This window comes from Acinetobacter sp. YH12218, from assembly GCF_013417925.1.
Classification (GTDB): Bacteria; Pseudomonadota; Gammaproteobacteria; order Pseudomonadales; family Moraxellaceae; genus Acinetobacter; species Acinetobacter amyesii.
This window is the reverse complement of sequence record NZ_VPDB01000004.1, coordinates 45418-70360: the sequence shown is the minus strand read 5'-3', so window position 1 is coordinate 70360 and position 24943 is coordinate 45418. Positions and strand designations below refer to the sequence as shown.

18 protein-coding genes are annotated in these 24943 nt (G+C 40.1%); 9 read left to right on the top strand and 9 right to left on the bottom strand.

What is annotated here, in order from left to right:
- Positions 1–236: 236 nt before the first annotated feature.
- The 4 genes from FTV03_RS01955 to FTV03_RS01940 all read left to right on the top strand — a co-directional run bounded on the left by FTV03_RS01955 (position 237) and on the right by FTV03_RS01940 (position 6920).
- On the top strand, positions 237–830 hold the full coding sequence (locus FTV03_RS01955) for a hypothetical protein (protein ID WP_373684136.1): 594 nt from the start codon (positions 237–239) through the stop codon (positions 828–830).
- A 46-nt stretch (positions 831–876) separates the two neighbouring features.
- Positions 877–1980: an efflux RND transporter periplasmic adaptor subunit gene (locus FTV03_RS01950; protein WP_180021272.1), complete on the top strand. Its 1104-nt coding sequence runs from the start codon at positions 877–879 to the stop codon at positions 1978–1980.
- Positions 1981–2003: 23 nt separating this feature from the next.
- Positions 2004–5108: an efflux RND transporter permease subunit gene (locus tag FTV03_RS01945; protein WP_180039695.1), complete on the top strand. Its 3105-nt coding sequence runs from the start codon at positions 2004–2006 to the stop codon at positions 5106–5108.
- A 96-nt stretch (positions 5109–5204) separates the two neighbouring features.
- Entirely contained in the window at positions 5205–6920 is a 1716-nt protein-coding gene (locus tag FTV03_RS01940) for a proline--tRNA ligase (RefSeq protein WP_180039693.1), read from the top strand.
- A gap of 64 nt (positions 6921–6984) precedes the next feature.
- Here FTV03_RS01940 and FTV03_RS01935 read toward each other — a convergent pair whose 3' ends face one another.
- The 6 genes from FTV03_RS01935 to FTV03_RS01910 form a co-directional block, all read right to left on the bottom strand.
- Positions 6985–8292, bottom strand: coding sequence for a hypothetical protein (locus FTV03_RS01935; protein WP_180009837.1), 1308 nt, complete (start codon positions 8290–8292; stop codon positions 6985–6987).
- Positions 8293–8342: 50 nt separating this feature from the next.
- A complete protein-coding gene (locus FTV03_RS01930) occupies positions 8343–10523 on the bottom strand; it encodes a DUF6160 family protein (protein WP_168379305.1) in 2181 nt (726 codons plus the stop codon).
- Positions 10524–10553: 30 nt separating this feature from the next.
- Positions 10554–11243 carry a hypothetical protein gene (locus FTV03_RS01925; RefSeq protein WP_168379306.1) on the bottom strand — a complete coding sequence of 230 codons (690 nt, stop codon included), beginning with the start codon at positions 11241–11243 and terminating at the stop codon, positions 10554–10556.
- 10 nt (positions 11244–11253) lie between these two features.
- Complete coding sequence (locus tag FTV03_RS01920; protein ID WP_180039691.1) at positions 11254–13314, bottom strand: hypothetical protein; 2061 nt, start codon at positions 13312–13314, stop codon at positions 11254–11256.
- 244 nt (positions 13315–13558) lie between these two features.
- Positions 13559–14128, bottom strand: a complete 570-nt coding sequence (gene dcd / locus FTV03_RS01915; protein ID WP_005008040.1) for a dCTP deaminase — start codon at positions 14126–14128, stop codon at positions 13559–13561.
- 112 nt (positions 14129–14240) lie between these two features.
- Entirely contained in the window at positions 14241–14834 is a 594-nt protein-coding gene (locus FTV03_RS01910; protein ID WP_078192265.1) for a LysE family translocator, read from the bottom strand.
- A gap of 435 nt (positions 14835–15269) precedes the next feature.
- Between FTV03_RS01910 and FTV03_RS01905 the strand changes: the two genes are divergently transcribed.
- From FTV03_RS01905 to FTV03_RS01895, 3 genes are read left to right on the top strand one after another with little or no spacing between them, the layout of a single operon-like run.
- Positions 15270–16277: a TAXI family TRAP transporter solute-binding subunit gene (locus tag FTV03_RS01905; protein ID WP_067764588.1), complete on the top strand. Its 1008-nt coding sequence runs from the start codon at positions 15270–15272 to the stop codon at positions 16275–16277.
- Positions 16255–16749: a DUF1850 domain-containing protein gene (locus FTV03_RS01900; RefSeq protein ID WP_227591861.1), complete on the top strand. Its 495-nt coding sequence runs from the start codon at positions 16255–16257 to the stop codon at positions 16747–16749. Before FTV03_RS01905 ends, FTV03_RS01900 begins: the two co-directional genes overlap by 23 nt.
- Positions 16746–18758: a TRAP transporter permease gene (locus FTV03_RS01895; protein WP_180039690.1), complete on the top strand. Its 2013-nt coding sequence runs from the start codon at positions 16746–16748 to the stop codon at positions 18756–18758. The genes FTV03_RS01900 and FTV03_RS01895 overlap by 4 nt, the downstream gene beginning before the upstream one ends.
- 501 nt (positions 18759–19259) lie before the next feature.
- Here FTV03_RS01895 and apbC read toward each other — a convergent pair.
- Positions 19260–20531: an iron-sulfur cluster carrier protein ApbC gene (apbC, locus tag FTV03_RS01890; protein ID WP_180039688.1), complete on the bottom strand. Its 1272-nt coding sequence runs from the start codon at positions 20529–20531 to the stop codon at positions 19260–19262.
- A 346-nt stretch (positions 20532–20877) separates the two neighbouring features.
- On the opposite strand from apbC, the gene FTV03_RS01885 reads away from it, so the two are divergent.
- The gene (locus FTV03_RS01885; protein ID WP_180039686.1) at positions 20878–21201 is read left to right on the top strand and encodes a hypothetical protein; all 324 of its coding nucleotides are present in this window, start codon (positions 20878–20880) and stop codon (positions 21199–21201) included.
- Between the two features lie 49 nt (positions 21202–21250).
- Here the strand turns inward: FTV03_RS01885 and FTV03_RS01880 are convergent, their stop codons facing one another.
- Positions 21251–21661 (bottom strand): hypothetical protein, encoded by a 411-nt coding sequence (locus FTV03_RS01880; protein ID WP_180039684.1) that lies wholly within the window; start codon positions 21659–21661, stop codon positions 21251–21253.
- Positions 21662–21903: 242 nt separating this feature from the next.
- Positions 21904–22698 (bottom strand): hypothetical protein, encoded by a 795-nt coding sequence (locus tag FTV03_RS01875; protein ID WP_180007599.1) that lies wholly within the window; start codon positions 22696–22698, stop codon positions 21904–21906.
- Positions 22699–22869: 171 nt separating this feature from the next.
- Here FTV03_RS01875 and metG point away from each other — a divergent pair, with 171 nt between their 5' ends.
- Positions 22870–24927 (top strand): methionine--tRNA ligase, encoded by a 2058-nt coding sequence (metG, locus tag FTV03_RS01870; RefSeq protein ID WP_180039682.1) that lies wholly within the window; start codon positions 22870–22872, stop codon positions 24925–24927.
- Positions 24928–24943: the final 16 nt, after the last annotated feature.

Here is a 24943-nt window from a genome sequence, read left to right as displayed (position 1 = left end):
TTTTCTGCGCAAACACACAAGATTTCTTGTTTTTATTAACTGCTTCACACTTTCCGATGACCAACGATTTTTTTTTAACTTGGAATAGTATTTAATTGTCTTAATTAAGCATATTATAGCAAGATTATTACTTTAAAATAAGTAATTTAGTCAACTTTAAACTGGGGAGTACAAGGTTGAGTCCGCTTACAAAAAAAATTCACTTGATTGGCCTTAAACATTTCTCAAAAAAAATCATTCTGACGACTTGTTTACTGGCTTATACCCCGCTTTTATTTGCTGCACCAACCAATACGCAGCAACCACAAAAGGCGACTTGGTATCGTTACTATGACAGTAAAGGTGTAGCAAACATCAGTACCAATGTGACACCAAATCACATCCGCTATGGTTATGAAGCACTTGATCAAAATATGCAAGTGATTAAACGTAACCGCCCCTACAATGCTGAAGCTGATGTTAGACAAGCTCCTCAGCGTGCTGCCCAAGCACGTCAGCAAGCATCAGATATCAAACTTAAAAAAGCCTATACCAATAGCCGAACTGCGGCCATCAAAAAGCGTGATGCACTGACTGGTATACGTAAACAGATCGTGTTTGAACAAGAACAATTAAAACAATTACAAAATGATCGTGTATTATTTGTTCGCCAAGAACGTGAACATTTTCGAAAAGGTGAAACCGTTCCGGCAAAATTAAAAACAATGTTGGATAATAATCAAAAAAATATGGTAGCGAAAAAAGAATACATTCAATCGTTACAAACTCGCTATCGAAATACAGAAGCTGAATACGACAGAATTATTACGCGTTTAAAAGCGATGGAATAAACTTGTTATTCAATTGCTTTTGTAGACCGCTGATATAAGGACCATTATGCACTCTGCACAGCAATCATCCCCATTTTTAAAGCTTAGCCTGCTTTGCATAAGCCTGGCTTTGGCTGCATGTCAAAAAGAAGATCCGCAGAAAAGTGTTAAACCAGAAAATAAGATTGAATTGATTCAACAAGATCTGGTGACGATCGAACAAGGCAACGCCATTTCAAAAACGGCCTTTACTGGTACCATTCGGGCGGTCAATCAGAGCAGTATTCAAGCCCAAGTCACTGCGACTGCAACCAATGTGAATGCAGAGGTCGGACAACGTGTCAGCAAAGGCCAAGTGTTGGTGCGTTTAAATAATCAAGACAATGCCGCACGTCTTGCTCAATCACAAGCAAACCTTGCATCCACACAAGCTCAAGCCAATCAAGCTAAACTGATGATGGACCGTAAACAGCGTTTGCTGAATCAAGGCTTTATTTCCAAAGTAGAGTTTGAACAAAGTCGTGTCGATTACCAAGCTCAAATGGAAAATGTTCGCGCTCAACAAGCCAATGTCGATATTGCACGTAAAGCCAATCAAGACGGCACCATTTATAGCCCTATCCAAGGCGTGATTACCAAACGTGATGTTGAACCGGGACAAACGGTTGCTGCCGGACAAACCCTTTTTGAAATCGTCAATCCAGACCAATTAGAAATTCAAGCCAAATTACCAAGTGATCAGCAAGCTGCACTGAAAATTGGACAAAAGATTGAATATAGCATCCAAGGTAATAGCAATTTACTCACAGCACAAATCAGCCGGATTTCACCAATTGCCGATCAGGCTAGTCGTCAAATTGAATTTTTTGCAGCCCCAAATGAAACTATTACTTCATTAAGTATTGGTGCTTTTGTCGAAGGCCACATCTTAGGCACGGATAATATTTCAGGCCAAAAAATTCCACTCGACACCATTCAAAGTCTAAAAGATAAACCTTACGTCTGGGTCATTCGTCAAAATAAAATTGCCAAAGTACCTGTACAAATTTTGAATCAGAGTTATAGCAATAACACCGCGATTGTTCAGGGCTTACAAAATAGTGATCTGATCAGCCGAATTAAATTTAATGATTCAGATATCAAACAAGATGTAAGTATCAGCCAAAATTAAAAGAATAAGGCAGGACAGTTGTTATGTGGTTAACCCGAATTAGTGTGAAATATCCTGTTTTCACTATCATGATGATGTTCTGTCTGATGGTACTAGGACTCGCATCTTGGCAACGTATGGGTGTTGAAGAGTTTCCTGATATCGACTTCCCTTTTGTTGTTGTCTACACCAACTATCCGGGTGCTTCTCCTGAGTCTGTCGAATCTGAAATCACCAAGAAACTTGAAGATCAGATCAATACCATTTCAGGCCTCAAGCAAGTCATTTCTCAATCCAGTGAAGGTTTATCCACGGTTATTGTCGAATTTAATCTAGATGTCTCGTCCTCTGTAGCTGCACAGGATATTCGAGATAAAATTGCACCAGTAACCGCACAATTTCGTGATGAAATTGATGACCCCATCGTAGAACGTTATGACCCTACTGCCAGTGCGATTATGTCGATTGTTTTTGAATCGAAGGACATGTCTTTACGTGATTTGAGTTCCTATCTGAATCAACGGATTGTGCCCCAGCTTAGAACGGTTCCCGGTGTCGGTACGGTCAATTTATTGGGTGATGCACAGCGTCAAATTCGTATTCAAGTAAATCCGCAAAAATTACAAAGTTTCGGGATTGGGATAGACCAAGTTATAAACACCCTAAAATCTGAAAATATTGAAGTTCCAGGGGGGACTTTAAAACAAAAGAACTCAGAATTGGTGGTCGAAATTAAATCTCGGGTTATTCACCCAAACTCATTCGGTGATTTAGTGGTTGCCAATAAAAATGGCGCGCCGATTTATCTCAAACAAATTGCCGAAATAGAAGATAGCCAAGCTGAAATGGAGTCGAGTGCTTATCTGAATGGTAAAACAGCCGTCGCTGTCGACATTCTGAGAAGTTCGGACTCTAATGTGATTGAGGTTGTTGATAATACCCGTAAAACCTTAAGTAAAATTCAACAGCAATTGCCGCAGGGCACGACCGCAGAAATTGTGGTTGATTCATCTAAAGGTATTCGTGGCAGCATTAAAGATGTGGCACGTACCATAATTGAAGGTGCTGTACTTGCGGTATTCATTGTATTGTTATTTCTCGGCTCATTTCGTTCGACAGCCATTACAGGTTTAACCCTACCGATTTCGCTACTGGGCACCCTCACCTTTGTTTGGATTTTTGGTTTTACCATCAACATGATGACCCTACTGGCTCTCTCGCTGAGTATCGGTCTCCTGATTGATGATGCCATTGTGGTCCGTGAAAATATTGTCCGCCATGCCGATATGGGCAAGGACCACGTCACCGCAGCACTCGACGGCACGAAAGAAATTGGTTTAGCTGTATTGGCCACGACCTTGACCATTGTCGCGGTATTTTTACCTGTGGCATTTATGGGCGGTATTATTGGGCGGTTCTTCTATCAATTTGGTGTAACCGTCAGTACTGCTGTACTGATTTCAATGTTTGTGAGTTTCACCCTTGACCCGATGTTGTCTGCTCACTGGGCAGAGCGCCACGATCCTAATAAAAAGCCGGGAAAAATCAAATGCTTCTTTAACTGGATTTCGGGCAAACTCGACAACTTAAGCCATCATTATGAAAAATTACTCAAGCTTGCTTTAAAGTTCCGTCTCATCACCCTTTTAATCGCCGTTGCATCATTATTTGGTGCATTGGGTTTATCCAAACTGATCGGAACCGAATTTGTACCGGTACCAGACAAAGGTGAAATTCGGATCAAATTTGAAACACCCGTTGATGCAACCCTTGAATATTCACAGGCGAAGCTTAAGCAAGTAGATCGTATCATTCGCCAGCATCCAGAAGTCAAAGCCACTTATGGTGCCATTAATAGTGCTACTGACCGCGGCAAAAACCATGCCAGCATTCGTGTCACCGTTTCACCACGTACGGAGCGTAGTCAAACCTTAACGGATCTCAACAATGAATTCCGTACACGTTTAAAACATGTGGCAGGAATTACTATTACCTCGATTGCCTCAGCTGATGAAACAGTTTCGGGCGGTCAAAAGCCGGTCATGATCTCGATTAAAGGCCCCGACTTGGATGAGTTACAACGCATATCTGACCGCTTCATGAAAGAAATTTCGAAAGTCGACGGTATTGTCGACTTAGAAAGCTCACTCAAAGAACCTAAACCGACGCTAGGTGTACATATCAATCGCGTTTTAGCCAGTGATTTAGGTTTATCCGTCAATCAGATCGCCAATGTGTTACGCCCTCTTCTTGCGGGGGATAATGTAACAACGTGGAAGGATGATAAAGGCGAAACCTATGATGTAAATTTAAGACTCACTGAAGATCAGCGTCGACTGCCAACTGACATTCAAAGCATGTACATCACATCACAAAAAACCGATGCTGCAGGCTTACCTATTTTAGTTCCATTGGCAAGTGTGGCAAGCTTTGAAGAAACACTTGGTGCTTCACAAATTAACCGTCGTGATCTGGCACGTGAAGTAATGGTTGAAGCCAACACAGCAGGACGTCCTGCGGGTGATATTGGTGCCGAAATCAATGAGATAGAGAAAAACTTCGACTTGCCACCGGGTTATAGTTTTGTCACGCAAGGTGCCAATAAAGATATGGCTGAGTCTGCGGGTTATGCAATGACAGCGATTACCCTCTCTATTGTATTTATTTATATTGTTTTGGGTTCACAATTTAATAGCTTCATTCACCCTGCAGCCATTATGGCTTCATTACCCTTATCATTGATTGGGGTTTTCTTAGCCCTATTCTTATTTAATTCAACCATGAACCTCTTTTCCATTATCGGGATTATTATGCTCATGGGCTTGGTGACAAAGAACGCAATTCTACTCATCGACTTTATTAAAAAAGCCATGGATCATGGTGTAGATCGTTATGACGCAATTATTGAAGCAGGTAAAACCCGTTTACGCCCCATTTTAATGACCACCAGTGCAATGGTGATGGGTATGGTTCCGCTTGCACTTGGTCTAGGTGAAGGCGGTGAACAAAGCGCGCCAATGGCACATGCCGTGATTGGCGGAGTGATTACTTCTACCTTACTGACACTCGTGGTTGTTCCAGTGATTTTTACCTATTTGGATGATTTCCGAAACTTCCTTGCACGTCAGGCCAAAAAAATCATGTCATAATGACAAAATCTAAAATGAGGTGACTTTGGAAAATGTTCACCTCATTTTTTATTGTATACTCTCCACTTTAACGCTTAATTTTTTAGGACAGTTTCCATGCGCGCGAGTCGCTTTTTATTTGCAACGTTAAGAGAAACCCCAAACGATGCTGAAGTTATTTCACATCAGCTTATGCTTCGTGCCGGGATGATTCGTAAATTGGCTTCAGGTTTATACACTTGGCTGCCGATGGGCGTTCGCGTATTAAATAAAGTTGAAGCGATTATCCGCGAAGAGATGGATCGTGCTGGTTCACTTCAAGTCCTGATGCCTGTCACTCAACCCGCATCTTTATGGGAAGAATCAGGTCGTTTCGTACAATATGGTCCAGAACTTTTACGTTTTAAAGACCGTCATAACAATGACTTTGTACTTGGCCCTACACATGAAGAAGTGATTACAGATCTTGCTCGCAATGAATTGAAAAGCTATAAGCAATTGCCTGCAAACTTCTACCAAGTACAAACCAAATTCCGTGACGAAATCCGCCCTCGTTTCGGTGTGATGCGTTCACGTGAATTCATCATGAAAGATGCCTATTCTTTCCATGTTGACCAAGCTTCTTTACAAGAAACCTATGACAAGATGTATGCAGCTTATTGCAAAATTTTCACTCGTTTAGGTTTAAATTTCCGTCCAGTTCAAGCGGATACAGGTTCAATTGGTGGTTCTGGTTCACACGAATTCCACGTCCTTGCGTCTAGCGGTGAAGATGACATCGCATTCTCTACAGAGTCAGATTATGCTGCTAACGTAGAAATGGCGGAAGCAGTATTAGTAGGTGAACGTGCTGCTCCAACTAAAGCACTTGAAATTGTTGATACACCAAATCAAAAAACCATTGCTGAGGTTTCTGAATTCCTTAAATCAGACCCTACTCAATCTGTCAAAGCATTATTGGTTCAAGGTGTTGCTGAAGAAGGTAAAGCTGCACCAGTGGTTGCCTTATTCCTACGTGGTGACCATGAACTGAATGAAATTAAAGCAGAAAAACACCCATTAATTGCTGCTCCATTAACTTTTGCAACTGAAGCACAATTAGCTGACTTAGGCTTAACTGCTGGTTTCTGTGGCCCTCAAGGCTTAACCGAAAAAGGCATTACCGTTATTGTTGACCGTGCAGCGTCTGTACTTTCAGACTTTGTTGCTGGTGCAAACCAAGTTGATAAACATGCTGTAGGTGTAAACTGGGAACGTGATGCACAATACACCGAAGTTTATGACCTGCGTAATGTTGTTGAAGGTGACCCTTCTCCAGATGGTCGAGGTACAATCTTGATTAAACGTGGTATCGAAGTTGGTCATATCTTCCAGTTGGGTCAAAAATACTCTGAAGCGCTTGGCTGCAAAGTTTTAGGTGAAGATGGCAAACCTCTCGTTGTGACTATGGGTTGCTACGGTATTGGTGTAACTCGTGTTGTTGCTTCTGCGATTGAACAAAACTTCGATGACAAAGGTATTATTTGGCCGTCTGCAATTGCTCCTTTCGAAGTTGCTATCGTGCCAATGAATGCACATAAGTCACCACGTACAATGGAAGCAGCTGAAGCACTGTATGCAGAATTAACTGCTGCTGGTTATGATGTTCTTCTTGATGATCGTAATGAGCGTCCTGGTGTTAAATTCTCTGATATCGAGTTAACAGGTATTCCACACCGTATCGTTATTGGTGAGAAAGGTTTGGATGCTGGTACATTTGAGTACAAAGGTCGCCGTGATGAAGAATCAAGCAACCTCAGTAAAGAAGACCTTTTAGCGAAAATTGCAAAATAATTTGCGCTAAATATAAAAAAATCCCGCTAAGTGCGGGATTTTTTTATATTAAATACTTTAAGCCTTAACAGAATTTCAGCCCGCCGAAGCAGTTAGAACGAAACTCCTGTCCAGAAAGTTTTAAATTGTTTAATGGGAAATCAATTAATGACGGGTTTTTAATTTCTTTAACATCTAAAGCCGAACCTGCAACACAACCAAAGATTAAATCTCCACAATTACGAACATTGGTACTTAAGTCATGGTTAATTCCAGCGATCGTTTGTTTCAACACTTCATCCGTAATCGCCACTTTATCTGAAGGTGTAATACTCCCCAAATCGACCTCATCTTCCATCGCCAACCACCAACCTCTTTCTGCTGCAACTGCAGCACCAGGCCAGAGTATTTTTTGAGCTTGTAAGGATAACGAAGCAGGGTTATTTAGATAAAGTGCATGGATCAAACCTAAACTTTGATTTACCGTAATATCGGTTTGTAGTCCAGTAAGATAGCCTGTTACGTCTTTATTCAAATTAATATTTAACCCAAGTAGAGAGATCTGAGCTTCTAATGGACCACTAAAATCTAGACGATCAACTGTACCTGTGCCTTTTAATACCGCAATATTATCCTTAATTCTATTCCCGCTCACGACAGTGGCTGGAATTGTAAAAGGTGCTGTGGTTGATTTTAAATTAAAAGAATAATTATCTGATTTGTAGTGAAGCGGTAGATCAACTTCAGCACCAAATAATGTCCCCTTAACTGCCCCTTCAATGTATTGCTGCGTAGAAGCATAGTCCATCACACGCTCGGCAGTTGTTGCAACACCCGCAGACGCTTTGGTTTTCATATACCCACTAAAGGTGTTGATACCATTGGGTGTATTACTATTTTCTGTACCTAATGTCATTAACCCAGAAATTTTTTCAGCGCTCAGACGAAAGCCCATCACTTCACGAGTTGCAGCTGATTTGGGATCTTTAATTGCAATTTCGATAAAAGGATTGGTCAACAAAGCAGAAGTTGCCGCACGTTCATCAGACGTATAATTGCTATTTACAGGCAATCCACTCAATGAAATATGATCGATATCAATATCACAAGCCCCTGAGCCATTTGCACCACCACAACCCAATTGCAGCTTTTTAATATTGGCATTGAGCTCCATTTCAGCTTCTAAACCAAGCTTATAAAAGCCGACATTGGATTGGTCTACGGCTTGTCCACTCTCATCCACAGAATTATACCCCTGCGTATATTCCATGGAGAGTAATGCTTGACCATCAACTTTTGATAAGCTTTCATCATCTAAAGCCATCATTGCATGAGATAAGCTACTCATCGCAAATGTCGAGAAGATCAAACCTCTGATTAACTTCTTTTTCATAACAAATTCCCTGTTCGTTATTTTATTTATTTGTTATTGATTTAAATTGACTAGCGCGGAGTAATCCCCATGGTGCTTCGCATTGTTCCACCGGTTAGGGCTATATCCGCCATCTTTTGCATATTGCCATTTGTTAACATCGATACTTCTGCACGAAACGCTTTAGACATATTATTGGTTGGATTGAATTTCACCTGATTATCAAACTCTACCGAATCTTGTTTCATTTTAATTCGAGCATCAAAACCTAGATCGCCCTGCATTTTATTAATATTGATACTTGAAGCTGAAACGACACCGCTGGCATTTACATCTTCATTCATCAAACTTAAATAGCTTCCCATAACTTTTTGATCTTTCTTTTCAGCATCTGTTAATGCTTTAAATTCAAAGCTTCCACGAAAAGATAAATAATTATTTTCTGCACTGTCATTTAGGCCCGGTACTATAAATAGCTCACCTTTACCATCAAGTTTAAACGCAATATTCGTCAACACATCATCACGTTTAGAGAAATTATCTAAAGGTACTGTAGTCCCACATTTGGCAGAAGCTGTAGTCGCACAGTTATAGGTTGAACCCGGAAGTTGACCAATCGCTAACTCGGCATTAGCTGCAATCAATAAATTATCTGCACGTACATAGATGCCATCATTTTCATAACCAATCACACCATCAGATTGAATAAGGGCATTGATGTTTCGTAAGCCTGCATAATAATTGACTTCTTGACCATTAATACCTTTTTTACCATCAATCAAAATAATGGAAGTTGTACTTGGTGTTCCTGTTTTTTTATCAACACCATAACCATCTGTGCTCATTACAAGGTTATAGCCAATACCTGATTTTTCAGCCGCATTTTTATAACTGTATTTTTTCTCTGATAATGCAACATTGGCATTCATATTATAAATCGGGATACCAATCCCCCAACTGTTGTCATTACTTGCAATTGCAGCAATTGAGTTATCAGAAATAAATCGTGCGGTACGCGCGATGGACTGAAAATCCATACCACGAATCGCCACAAGTGCAAAATTTCCACCCGCCGTTTGATTTGACAGATTCTGGGTTAAAACATTATTGGTTAAGCCTAATGTCGCTTTTAATTTATCATTTACCAGAAAATCAAGGCTTTTGGCTTGAATGGTATTGATATAAATATCGCCAAAATCAATATAGGCATTTTTATCAGCAACTAAAGACGTTAAATTAGAAAATTCAATGGCATAACTACCAATACCCGTATGGCCAATTTCTAAGGTTGTCGGTGCTTGACCTGCAACAAGACTCGGATCATCCTTTGAAGTAAAATCCGCGCGCACTCCTAAATGTAAACCACCTGAACCAACAGACTCATATCCTGAAGCTTTCGTTGCTAGACCAAAATCTTTGATTCCTTCTTGATTGGCGTTTAAGGCCACTCGTGCATTAGTGACAGCACCCGATGCTCCCATACGAATTAAATTGCGCTGTGCACCACCATCGGTACCGTATCGTAAATCGATATTAACGCCGGGGTTTGTGGCATCGCTACGTGAGCTATGCACATCTGATGTGTCCTTGACCCGCCCCAAATTGACCGTATGATCTTTGCTCCCTGTGGATTTTGTGGTGAGAACAATGCCTTCATCAGCTGCAACATACATATAACCTGAACCAGCAAAGTTAAAGTTAAAGTCCTTTAAGGTTACGCTATATCCATTCATACCATGACTAATACTGGCATTTTGCAATTGAAATTCCATATACGCCGTATCATTACGGTTAAATAGACCATTGCTGGTTTCAAGTAATACTTTTAAAGGTGAAGATGTTGCAATCGTAAGTGAACCTAAATTTTGTGTAGGCGTTTGGCACGTTGTTCCTTGACACAGCAACATAATATTTTGTGCAACAGCCGTAAATGGGCTGACACTCGCAGCTATACGCATGCCTACACCAGCATCCGTAGTCCCAACATCAAAATCTAATTTTGATGTAATGGTGCTTTGCCCAACGCCATCTATTTGCACATTGTGCAAACCCATTTTCATCTTATTTTGGTCGGTTGGGTCAACCCAATTTAATTGATCGACTTTGACTCTAGAAACTTCATGGGTAATCGAAATACCATCTTGGCCAGTAACTGCACCCAAGCTTTCGTCGGTCATTGCTTCAAAAGCATAGGTGTGTTGAGCAAGTAAAATACTGGTTGCGAGTGCCGTCAAAGTTGTTATTTTTTTCATCACTATATCCTTATATTCAGTCACAGCTGATTAACAGCGACCTGCACCATTTCCAGTGCAGTTAAAACTGAAGATGTTTAACTTTCCACTCATGTGCATGTTGCCATGCACATTAACACCCATAAATCCTTGTTCTGAACCACGATCAAAATCAGGCACAGCTAAAGTTGAAGTTGTTCCATCAGCTTTCTTTTCGGTATAGGTCGTATAAGTACTGGTATTCTCGTAACCTTCCTTACCTGTCGTACCTGTTTCCACCGCCAACGTAGCAAAGCCTAAATTCCTAATTTTTAATGGCTTATCATCATAAAATGTCAACTGCATAGCCGTTTGTGGATTACCTTCACGATTGATAATCGTCACACCATCTAGTGAAAATTGATCGATCTGTAACGTTCCTTGAAACTGTTTAAACACCAACCATTTCTTATTACCATTTGCATCCACATGATTATTGGGCGCAAGTGCTAAGCGACAAAACTCATTGGATGAACATTGATATCCATAAAATGCTTGCGTTGTTTTACCATTCGCATCCATGATTGATATGTTGTTTTTTGACATATCATTGGCATATTGATGATTTAAGGAAAGTGTCCAACTGAGATCTGCACCGCCTTGACCGGTTGCAGCGGTAAGTTCCCTATTATCCATAGACACTAAACCTGCATGAGTTTGTGTCAGTGCAGCACAAACAACAGCGCATAAAATTTTATACATGTGATTTCTCCTACAGCCCTGTTGTTCTTATTTTTAAGTGCTGAATCAATACGCCATCTATGGCAACAGATCCTAAATTCGTGCTTTGTCCATTGACACCTTTAAACACCACACCTGTCGCAGTATCCGTACTTTTTGCATTCAACAGATTACCAGGCAAGCGCTCTACTGTACCGATCGCAATGCTACTGTGTGTTGCATTACGTCCTTGATATAGTGCTGTCGCATCTGAAGAGTTTGCTTTTAACTCCGTGCCACAACTATAGACGTTACAGGTTGATCCTTTAAAGTCTGAGGCATTTAAACCCGATGTACCTGTGGTATTACCAGCGATATCCGTATAGTAAGTATAAATTTTACTGTAAATAGAAGGTACATTTGGAATACGTGTCACTTCCAAAATAATATTTCGACCTTCTGAACCCACAATAAAGGGCTGATACATATTTCCTAAAACTAAATTGATATTTGGGCTATATAAATATAGACCTTCAGTTTCATGAAAGATTGGAGCTGCAGATCGATCCATCGCTGGTGTCGCTGCTGTTCCATCATCCAATTCAGGGCGTGCAGCTGTACTGATACGCATGCCGCGAGCATCCAAATCTCCATCATTGATACTCAGTGACTCAGCACGATCATTGGTATTAATACGAATTAAACTGGCTAAACCTAAGGTTTGGTTGTAATTTGTATTTGTAGATTTTAGGGTTTGAAAAATTCGAACTTGTGATCCATTAAAACTCAGGCCATTCGCAACAATTTGAGTACGTAAACGATAGTCTTTATCTAAGCCGCTAGTCGGCGCACCGGTAATCGGATCGACGACATTGCTTGAATTCAACGACCGTGAAAATACATCCATCCACAAACCAAGCTTGATGTTGTTAGATGCATCATCTGCCGCAATTTTCTTTAATGGTGCCTCAATCGCTAAGTAACCAACATTCCCCTTATTATCTTTCGCAAATTGTTCAACATCTTGATTACCCGCATGGAAAAGCCATGGGTTTTCTGCTGTACCCCAATTAAATCCTTGGTCTGTATAGCGCGTTGCTAATGAACTTTTTCCATTTTTATCTTTGCTATTGGACAGGGCTAAGCCATATATAAATACATCTGCTTTCGATCTGAGGCTCGATACGGTCGCAGTCGAGGCAATTTGTTTTGCTGTAATTTCAGCATTTTTTTTCACCGTTGCTAATGCTGAATCACTCGCCTTTTGAGCTTCAAGCTTGGCATAGTCCGTTGCCAACTGATTGAGGGTTTCTGCAGCTTTGGCATTTAACTGAGCATCTTTTGTTGGATCAATAAGATTTGAACGTGTAATTTTTCCTGAGACATAATTTTTATAAAAAGTCGAAGTGGTCGGTAAATTACCCGTACTATTGTTACCGTATAGTAACTCAATCATTTCATAGGTATTTTTTAAAGCAGCAGTTTGTGACTTTTCTTTTAGTCCTGGAATAATTGATTCTTTCGTTGTTCCATCTTCCTCGAAATCCATTAACCACGATGACCCATTATAATAGTCTTTATAACGCTGATCGTAATATGCCTTCATCGTTGGCGATTCAAGATAAGACTGTACTAATCGACCACGATATTCTGTTGAATATGTTGTTATGGTTTCATTGGTAATACGTGTAGCATTATTGGTCTCATAAGTGCTTTTAGAACTTAAGAAAGTTGAGTCATAAACACCGTTATAGCCCGTAACTCGGCCTTGCTGATAAGCATCAACATAAGCTGCTTTGTAGATTTTATCGTAAGCACGCTGCCCTAATTGTTCATAGTTTTCACCAGTAGGAATAATCCGAATAAAACCTGTATCGTTTTTCCCAGGATCAACCATACCTGACGCATAACTAGAAGCTGTAGAACGGTCATTTGGGCCTTGAAAGACCATTTTGAAATTTTCTAAAGTGAGTGCAACACCTTCACCCGTTGTGGCTGAAAGTGCTTCATCTGATAAATCTTGAAGCGCATAAACAGATGGTGCAGCGAACATGCTGACTGCGGCTGCTAAGCAACTCTGGCGGAATAACTTAGCCTGGGTGAATTGAGTCATCTCGACCTTCCTTTTATCAGATGCTCTGCATCTCTCTTATATTTATTCCTGAGAACTGGCTTTGATGTTATTGTCCATTTATTCCTTAAATGGAGACTTGTGATAGACCAGTCACTTAACTTTTTATTATGCTGAATAATTACTCAATTGCAAAAACTTCCCCACCGAATGGTCTATTTTCCGATGAATGACCCAACAAAAAAGCGGGCTAATTCGCCCGCTTTTTTAAACTCAATCCGAAGGATTAAGCTTTCGGTAATGTCACACCGGTTTGACCTTGGTATTTACCACCACGGTCTTTATAAGAGGTTTCACACACTTCGTCTGATTCAAAGAACAACATTTGTGCGACACCTTCACCCGCGTAAATACGTGCAGGCAAGTTGGTTGTATTTGAAAATTCTAAAGTTACGTGACCTTCCCACTCTGGTTCAAGAGGTGTCACATTGACAATAATACCGCAGCGAGCATAGGTTGATTTACCTAAACAAACGGTTAACACATTACGTGGAATACGGAAATATTCGACTGTACGTGCTAGTGCAAACGAGTTCGGCGGAATGATACAAACGTCTGATTCGATATCAATAAAGCTTTTATCGTCAAAGTTTTTAGGGTCAACAATTGCTGAATGAACATTGGTAAAGACTTTAAATTCACGAGCACAACGCACGTCATAACCATAGCTCGACACGCCATACGAAATAAGCTTTTCGCCATTTTCATCATAACGGACTTGGTTTTCTGCATACGGTTCAATCATGCCGTGTTTTTCGCTCATTTCGCGAATCCAACGATCAGACTTAATAGCCATTTATCTCTATCCAAAAACTTAAATCAATTATTGCGTGGTACTTTAACTGAAATCCGACTTAATGAAAATAAGCTTTGCCGAACTAAGCGGATTTAGTCATTTTGAAATCAATTTAGAGTTTTAAAATCGCAGAATAACTCAGTGGTATCGAAAAACTAACCAAGACCAATGACGCTGTTCGTTGTAAATTGGCTTGATTGAGCCAACTAATTTTATTCGATGCCAAAACTGAACCAAGGAAGGTCCAAAAAAATGCAATAGGAACGATCAACAACAAAAAGATCAGCATGTGAGCTACATAATACTGCGCATTTTGCCAAGCCAATGCAGGAAAAATCGCAGATGCGAATAATAATGCTTTGGGGTTTAATAACGTCGCAACAAAGAGTTCGCGTGCACGAATGCCCTTTTGATTAAAATTTTCAGCAACAGTTGCTGTACGCCATAATCGCATAGCCAAAAATAGAATATAGCCAGCACTAAACAGTTTTAAAATGGTCGGCAGTAAAGGCAGATGTACGGAAATTTTACCAATGAGAAAACCCCATAGGCTAATCGAAATAAGATAACCAAAGGCTTCCGCTGGAATGAGTCGGAATGATTTACGTAGCCCAACTTGAATACCCGAAGATGCGAGTAAGGTATTGGTTGGTCCCGGCGTTAACAAAATACTGATAACTAGACCAATAAAAAACCATGAAATCATACTTTGACCTCAAACTTAATCCGCGAAGATTAATTCAGTTGTTTCGTATTAGCAAAATAAAAAATAGAAATGCTTATAAAAAACTCCTTATTTAATTATAAATTCAGTAACTTAAATAGAAAAACAAAACCTTAGCTGAACAGTCATTCAGAGCACCTTACAATTCAAAGAAATATCTTGAACTTATATTTATAAAAGAAATTTCACATGATTCCATGTATACCCTACAGTTTTTACACGTAACAAAATATTATTAAAATAAACGATATAGCTCCATGCCATTCTTACGCATAACCATTATTTATTGGAGACTAAAAAATAAAAAAAAATACTTTTCAAAAATAATTGATTAAGTTATGTTCAATTGAGTAGTGGAAATTAAAATTAAAACTCATCAAATCAATATTCAAAATTTATGTGTAAAAGGACGTTTCTATGAACCAATGGACAAAACTCACGTTACTCTCGGTTACTTTGGCGTGTATTACTGCTTGCTCAAATGATCAATCTACTTCAAAAAATACCACGGAAGGAAAAAGCGCAGAAACTGCTACATCTGACAAACTTCAAACCAAGTTCGTAACCATTGCAACTGGCGGAGCATCAGGACCTTACAATGTGATTGGGACAAGTCTTGCAGAAATTTATAACAAAACCTTTGGTGTAAATTCTAAGACTCAAACTACAGGTGCATCCGTCGAAAACTTAAACCTTCTGAAACAGAATAAAGTTGAAATGGCATTTGTTATGAGTGACAGCTTAACAGAAGCACTGAACGGAGCAGGAAGTTTCGCAAATGGTAAAGTTGAGAATGTCAGCCAAGTCGCAGCGCTTTATCCAAACTACGTACAAATCGTAACCTCTAAAAAATCAGGGATCAAAAATATCGAAGATTTGAAAGGTAAACGTATCGCTGTAGGTGCACAAAATTCAGGTGTAGAAGTAAATGCACGTACACTGTTGAATGGTTTTGGAATCACCTATAAAGATATTAAAGTTGATTATTTGGGCTATGCTGAAGCCGCTGATGCTTTAAAAGGTGGCAAGCTTGATGCAGCATTCCTGACCAGTGGCATTCCAAATTCATCACTCATGGAACTTCAACAAAGCTTTGATCTACAGTTAGTTTCAATCAATGCAGATAAAGTCAAAGAAATAGCTAAAGATCAAAGTTATTTCTTACCGATGATTATTCCAAAAGGCACATATGGCAATACTGCGGACATTCAAACTGCCGCAATTAAAAATGCATTAGTTGTTCGCACAGATATATCGGATGATGATGTCTACAAACTAACAAAAACTTTCTTTGACAGTTTGCCTCAATTGGCAACTTCACACCAAGCAGCAACAGAAATCACGCTTGAAGGTGCTCAACAAGGCCTTGTAGCGCCTCTACATCCAGGCGCGAAACGCTACTATGATGAAGTGGCTAAAAAATAATAAGCTTCAAAAAAATGCAGTTTATACTGCATTTTTTATATTGTTCTTCTTAATCTATGCTAGCTATCCAACACTGTATACGCAGGTTAGAGTTGAAACTGATATATGCAAAATTTCAACTGATCAATTTGATTTACAGTGGAAGCATTCAGTAGAAAAGACGGCTTGGTCTGAACAATATCAGCGTCAAAAGAATAAGTTTTTACTGCGCCACACCGATTTGATTTCATTTGGTGCAGGTACACCCTCAAATTATCCCATTGAGTTTCAAAAAAATGGTGTGATTAGAATGCGGGTCAATCAAAATATAGATGAAATCAACTGGGTGATTTCTAGAAATATGCAAGGCACGATCCTCGCTGACCAAAAAATTTGGTCTATTTTTCAAAGTTACCCAGACTATAGTTTGGTCAACATCTCGGTTCAATATCAACCCAAATGGAAGTCTTGGTGGATTGGAGAATGCCTATGAATTCCAAAGAAGATAAAGTTGTATTAGAACAACTCGATGAGAAACAACAACAAGCCATATTAGAAAAATTTGATCGGGAATCTGTTACTCGAATCAATATGAGCAAATCTGTTACCTACTTTGTTGCATTTGTAGCGATCTTTTATTCATTATTTCATTTATTTATTACGTTTAATCCTTTACCTGAGTTAATACAGCGTGCAGCCCATGTCGCTATTGGCCTAGCACTCATTTTTTTACTCTATCCAGCTCGTCAAACAAGCTCCCGACAGCATATTTCACTTCTCGATTGGTTCTTGGCTTTGCTTTCCATCTTCAGTTTTTTATATTTATGGAAAGAATATCAATCTATTATGACCACTCGAGGTGGTATTCCAAATACCTTAGATATCGCGTTTGCAATTATGAGTGTGGTATTAGTCATAGAAGCAACTCGCCGGGTCATGGGGTGGATGCTGCCCATTTTAAGTTTAATTTTCCTGACCTATACATTTATCAGTCACTTTGATTGGTTGCCAGATCGATTAATTACTCGCCCTTATACCATCAGCGACATTTTCGGACATATGTATTTAAAAACCGAAGGCTTATATTCTTCGGCAATTGGTGCATCCGTCACTTTTATTTTCTTATTTATCCTTTTTGGTGCTTTTCTTGCAAAATCAGGTATGGGGAAATTGTTCAATGATCTTGCCATGGCATTGGCGGGTCATAAACAAGGTGGTCCTGCCAAAGTTGCTGTAATTTCAAGTGGATTTATGGGCAGTATTAATGGAACTGCTGTTGCCAATGTTGTTGGCACAGGCTCATTTACCATTCCATTGATGAAAAAAATTGGTTATCACAAGAATTTTGCTGGTGCCGTTGAAGCCAGTGCATCCGTCGGTGGACAAATTTTGCCGCCAGTCATGGGTGCGAGTGCCTTCATTATGGCCGAAACAACTGGCGTGAGTTATGGCACGATTGCACTAGCCGCATTATTACCTGCCTTATTGTATTACCTTGGCGTCATGGCTCAAGTTCATTTCCGTGCGGGTAAAGATGATCTGAAAGGCGTACCTAAAGCTGATTTACCAAAAGTAAAAGAAGTTCTAAAAGAGCGTGGACATTTACTTATTCCAATTTTGGCACTGGTCTTTTTCTTATTTCAAAATATTCCTGTGAGCTATGCTGCTGTCTACACCATCGTCCTGACCATCTTTGTAGCAGCTATAAGAAAATCAACACGAATGGGTGTAAAAGATATTTTAGATGCGCTCGTTGATGGAGCCAAACAATCATTATCTGTGATGGCTGCTTGTGCTGTCGTTGGTATTATTATCGGCGTAGTAAGTCTGACAAGTTTTGGTTCAGTAATGACTTCTTCAATTATGAGTTTAGGTGCAGGTAGTCTCTTTCTCACTTTATTTTTGACCATGATTGCATCGATGATTTTAGGCATGGGGCTTCCATCTATTCCGGCCTATATCATTACTGCCACTATGGCAGCACCAGCACTCGCAAACTTTGATATTCCTGTATTAGTCGCGCATATGTTTGTGTTCTATTTTGGTTTATTTGCAAACATCACCCCACCAGTTGCCCTTGCCGCCTTTGCTGGTGCAGGAATTGCAGGCGGTGATCCAATGCGCACTGGGTTTCAGGCCTTAAAACTATCTCTTGCTGGTTTTATTGTTCCATTTTTATTCGTTTATAACCCTGCCATGCTGATGATTGATACCACCAATGTTGCAGTCAATGCTCGAGAATTTGCCTTTCCTGCATGGACAACTATAGTGAGTATTACTGTCACTTCAGTGATAGGAATTCTCGCTTTAGGCTCCGCAGTTGAAGGTTATTTCAAGACTTATCTCAACTGGTTCTGGCGTATTTTTTTAGGTGTGGGTGCGCTGTGTATGATTATTCCAGAAACCATTACAGATATTGTAGGCATTATCATGGTCATCATCGCAATTACGGTGAATATTATCACTGCTAAACGTAAAGCAAACCCGTCTCTTTCCTCCTAAAAAACCAATTAAAAAGCCCGGTAATTACCGGGCTTTTTAATTTCTTAGACTAAGGCGTACCCTCATTTGATGGGTGGGTTTTAATGACTTCAAATAATATTTAAAATTATTTGTTCCTCTATATTTTTTCAATGCTAAGCCCCTTGTAACAGAGGACATTTGGCAAAAAATCTAAGACACAATGCGTTTGTACAGTTACTGCCGTTCAGAGAATTGATCCTAGCCAAAATAATAGAAATATCGTGAAAGCTATTTTGTAAAAACTAAGTACAAACGCGACATCCTTTGATATGCCTCAAGAATTTTATCCTTGGCAGACGGCTTATAATCGCAGGAAAAATAAGAAATTGTGCAAATCGTTTTTTAGATGTGTAATTCATAGACATCGTTGAATGTCTAAAGTTCAGTACTCATAATTTTCAAACACTCCCAATACCACGTTATAAAAAATCTGGCACGAGGCCAGATTTTAATACGATCAACTTAAATTTCAGTTCACCCTTAGAAAATACGGTTTTTATCTTTTTCAGCCTGAGGTAATGCATCTGCAACTTTTTGTGCAATCGCCATGTAGCTTTCAGCAGCATCATCACCTGCTATCACAGATGGTTTCCCTGCATCGGCATTTTCACGAATTTGTACATTCAGCGGTAAACGACCTAAGAGCGGAATGTCGTATTGGGCTGAAAGTTGGTCGCCACCACCTGTACCAAAGATTTGCTCTTCATGCCCACAGTTCGAACAGATGTGAGTCGACATATTTTCAACCACGCCCATCACGGGAATATGTACACGATTAAACAACTCAATGCCTTTGGTCGCATCCATTAATGCAACATTTTGTGGTGTCGTCACAATCACAGCACCTGTCACCGGTATACGCTGTGCAAGCGTCAACTGGATATCACCTGTGCCTGGTGGCATATCAATGACCAATACATCCAGATCAGGCCATAAAGTTTGGTTAAAGAGCTGCATTAACGCCCCCGTCGCTTTCGGCCCACGCCAAGCCACAGGGGTATTGTTATCACCTGTTAAATGGCCAATCGATAAGACTGCCAAACCATAAGCTTCAATAGGAACAAATTGCTCAGCTTCAATCATAGGCGTACGGCCAGCGTTACCGAGCATCGTTGGAATACTTGGACCATAGATATCCGCATCTAATACCCCAACCTTTAAACCCAGCTGTTGTAATGCGAGCGCCAAATTCACAGTGGTGGTCGATTTACCCACACCACCTTTACCAGATGACACCAAAATGACATTTTTAATGCGTGGATGTTTCGGTACATCACGCTGTTGTGGAGCCGCTTTTTGAATCGGTGGATTATTCGGATCAACTTCGGCAGGTGCTTCAGGTGTTTTCGCAGACGCATCCACAACTGGAGGTAACTGACTTTTTGCAGCTGAACTTTCAGCTTTTTCTTGGCTAGAACAAATTTCGCCTTCTGCATGATGATGACCACAACCACCTTCAGATTTATGCCCTGTTTTTTGTTGAATCACATGCATATTCAGCTCGTTAATACCGCATTTTTCTAACGCATCAGCCAAATCATCATGGATTTTTTGCAAGTCATCGGCTTCTGAAGGAAAGGTATTAATCGTGATCTGTAAGATCTGACCTTGCACATTCACCTGAGTAATACGGTCTTTTAAGGCATTATTCGAATTGGGAAGTACATAGTTTTGTAAAACCTGTTGGATTTCCTCCTCTTTCACCTCTTGGGAGGGTGAAAACACAGATTTTAGAGAAGAAAGCCACGACATTATGTTGTCTCCAAACAGGAACATCAAAAGATAATAGCGATAGTTTACCTGTTCATCTGCCCCAGAGTAAGAGGGAGATGAATGACTTATCCCTATAAGCTTATAAAATTGAGTAATTTAGTCAGCTTTCAAACAATTTTTCTAACGTGTGACGCTTAAAAATGCACCTGCAACTGATTTTTGCGGCTAAACCAAAGCCTTTAAATTTGAATTGATTACATATCAACCATACATTTTCAGCGTAATTTCAGTTTATATTTCAGTCGTTTCAACAGAATAATCATAGCGATGGATGTGCAATCTAAAGGCACATTTTGTACTTTTAATTTTAAAAATGGGGAAGACTATGTATAAGAAGTCTGTGTATAAAACGACTTTATGCGCCTTGATGCTCCTGACTTCAGCAGCCTATGCAGAAATTGCGACTGAAGCCATTCAAACACCTGACCGACAAACTGTGGCGATTGGTGATAGCCTCGATCTCATGCGCTCGCGTATGCAAGCTTCTCCGATGAAAATGGTGTCTTATCCGCTGCAAGAGAAAAATCAGCCTGCAAAATTGGCGGTAGATTACACCTATGAAATTGCCAATATGCGCTACGTGATTACCGTAGTCGATGATCAAGTCAAAAATATTAAGACTGAAAATTTAGATGGATTAAAGCAATGAAACCTAAAAAAGCCGCTCAAGATAGAGCGGCTTTTTTCATTAGACCCAATTAAGCTTGGTCATCTTTTTTAAACTTATGCAGTGTGTCAGAGGCTTTCTTTTTTAACTCGTCAAATTTCTCTGTCGCCTGCACCTTCAGTTCATCAAATTTTTCGACAGCCTCATGTTTAAGTTCAGCTGCTTTGACTTTGGCTTCATCAAATTTATGACTCGCTTCTGCTTTTAACTGCTCTAGACGGTCTTTGGTTTCTGCATGCTGTTCTGCATGCTGTTCTGCATGTTCATGTTTGGCCTCATTTAAGGCTTTTTCACCCTCAAGCTTGAGCTCTTCAACTTTATGCTTTGCACCATCGAGTGCTTTTTCGCCTTCTAGTTGCGCCTCTTTGGCCTTGAGTTGTATGTCATCACCGAGTTCTGATGCTTTATTTTTTAAATCATTTAATGTGCTTTCTGTTGTCATCTCGCTCACCCTATTCTCAGTTATTGCCTAACAATAGTTATAACGCGATTTGAAGCAGATACCTGAAATAGACGCATTTAGAAACAAATCAACCACAGGAAAACGCCATGTGATTGCCTATTTTCACAATGGCTTGATACAAATATGTATGGTCGATTTTACTCTATGCTTTTAATTTTAAAGGATGATGTAATGCAAAGAGATCAATGCCACTCCTATGCATTGATCTCTTGAAATTAAACTTATTTGCTGACCGTACTCATAAAGCTCACTGCGGAAAACAGCCAAATAAACAGGATAAAACTCCGTCCCTGATTAAAATGCGCGACATCGGTACCATGCAAAATATTATGACGGGTCATCGCTACGGTAGAGCTGTTATCCATTTGATAGGCCGCCAATTCGGCAAAATACGGATTTAACTCATTGGCAATTTTAGATTTGTGCCAAAGGCTTTTAATTTCACTGCCTTTAAGCCCCGGTACAATTTTATAGACATCGACAAATTTAGTGCCATTTTGACTTAAGAAACCCGTTTGAATCAGCACGTCTGTCAAGATGCCTTCAAGCTGTGCATATAACACTGGGATACAGCCTGCATGAATGTCTAATTTATACAGTTTAAACGCATCTAAAAGTACCTGACGGCGCGCTGCTTTATGTTCACCAATATTCAAAGCATCAAAGGCTTTCAACATTTCAGTTTGGAAAAACTCGCTATTGATGACATTCAGAAAATCAAAGTCTGCATCATTTTCATGTTGATGAAGCAGTTGCCAAAAATACAATAAATTTAAAGCATCATTCGCTACTTTCATTTCTACCGGCTGATCTAATTCATCGGCCAAAATATCGAAATAAGGCTCATCTTGTGCCAAATGACGCAGAGTTTGAATCAGTAAGGCATGCTCATCTGCTGAAATCTGTTCTAAATATTGCTGCGCATCTTTAATAATGTGATGCCCCAATTTATGACGCTGTTCATTTTGAGGAATACGAGTGATTGGCTGATCGTCTTCATAGTCATCTTCATACATGGGCTTGTTACTCTTAGGCATCACAGTTATGCCCTATTATCACTGTAATTGTGTCAGCAATATAGAATTTTTTACTTTTGCAAAGATTTCACCTATTCCCTTGTGCAAGTACTGGCTATCTCATGTAAAATTACAGCCCATTGCATAAATACGAATGAGAGAGTCATATCCGTGCGTAATATTTTAGTTACTAACGCCCTTCCATACGCGAATGGCCCAATTCATATGGGTCATTTACTCGGTTATATCCAAGCAGATATTTGGGTACGTGCGATGCGTGCAATGGGTCATAACGTGACTTATGTATGTGCGGACGATGCTCACGGCACAGCGATCATGCTCCGTGCGGAAGCAAACGGTATTACACCTGAACAGCAAATTGCCAATGTTCAAAAAGAACATGAGCGTGACTTTGCTGGCTTTAAAGTTGACTTTGACCATTACGACTCAACCAACAGCCCTGAAAACCAAGCACGCGCTTCTGAGATTTATATTAAGAACCGTGAAGCAGGCAACATTGCTGTACGCCCTGTTACGCAATTGTTTGACCCTGAAAAAGCGATGTTCTTGTCTGACCGTTTCATTAAAGGCACATGCCCAAAATGTAAAGCAGAAGACCAATACGGCGACTCTTGTGAAGTGTGCGGTACAACCTATAACGCAACTGAATTACTCAATCCAAAATCGACTTTAAGTGGTGCGACTCCTGTAGAGAAATCTTCAGATCACTACTTTTTTAAACTGCCGAACTTTGGTGAATACCTACAAAAATGGACACGTGATGAAGGTCGTCTACCTGTGTCGATTGCCAACAAATTGGATGAATGGTTTGAAGCAGGTCTGTCTGATTGGGATATCTCGCGTGATGCGCCTTACTTCGGTTTTGAAATTCCAGATGCGCCAAACAAATATTTCTACGTTTGGGTAGATGCGCCAATCGGCTATATGTCGAGCTTTGAAAACTACATCAAAACTAAACGTCCTGACCTAAGCTTTGACGACTACTGGAAAAAAGATTCGAAAAATGAAGTTTATCACTTCATTGGTAAAGACATCGTTTACTTCCATGCGTTGTTCTGGCCTGCAATGCTTGAAGGTGCAAACTACCGTACCCCAACAAGCTTATTCGTAAACGGTTTCTTGACTGTAAACGGTCAGAAGATGTCTAAATCTCGCGGTACGTTCATTAAAGCGGAAACGTATCTTGAGCATTTAAACCCTGAATACTTACGTTACTACTTCGCGTCTAAACTTTCTGACAAAGTTGAAGATTCTGACTTGAACCTTGATGATTTCGTTCAGAAAGTAAACTCTGACTTGGTTGGTAAAGTCGTGAACATCGCAAGCCGTTGTGCCAAGTTCATCAATACTAAGTTTGATAACAAACTTTCTGCAAATTGTGCTGAGCCTGAATTGGTACAAAGCTTTATTGATGCAGGTGCGTCAATCGCTGCTCAATATGAAGCACGTGAGTTCTCTGCAGCCATCCGTGAAATCATGGCGCTTGCTGATAAAGCCAACCAATATATCGACGAGAAAAAGCCTTGGGCACTTGCGAAGATTGAAGGCGAAGAACAACAAGTGCATGACGTATGTTCTGTCGGCATCAACTTGTTCCGTCAATTGGCGGTTTACCTTGCGCCAGTACTTCCTACATTGGCAGCAGAAGTTCAAAGCTTCTTAAAATTAGAATCTTTCGACTTTGCTTCAGGCAAAACGATTTTAGTTGATCATGAAATTGCATTGTTCCAACCATTGATGCAACGTGTAGACCCGAAAGCGGTTGCTGCGATGGTTGATGCGTCTAAAGACTCTTTAGCTGCACCTGCGGAAGCACCAAAAGCTGAGAAGAAAAAAGAGAAGAAAGCTGAAAAGAAACCTGAGCTTAAAGTTGGCGAAGCTGAAATTATCGGTATCGAAGACTTTATGAAAGTTGACTTGCGTGTGGCGGAAGTTTTAGAAGCTGCTCACGTTGAAGGTTCTGACAAACTGCTTCAATTGACTTTAAATGTCGGTGAAGCTGAGCCACGTAACGTATTTAGCGGTATTCGTGAGTTCTACCAACCTGAAGACTTAAAAGGCAAATTGGTGGTGATGGTGGCGAACCTTGCTCCACGTAAGATGCGTTTTGGTATTTCTAACGGTATGGTTTTAGCTGCGGGTAATGGCGAAGGTGTTTGGGTGATTTCACCTGAAACTGGTGCTAAAGCTGGTGATAAAGTGTCTTAATTTTTAGATTAAGATA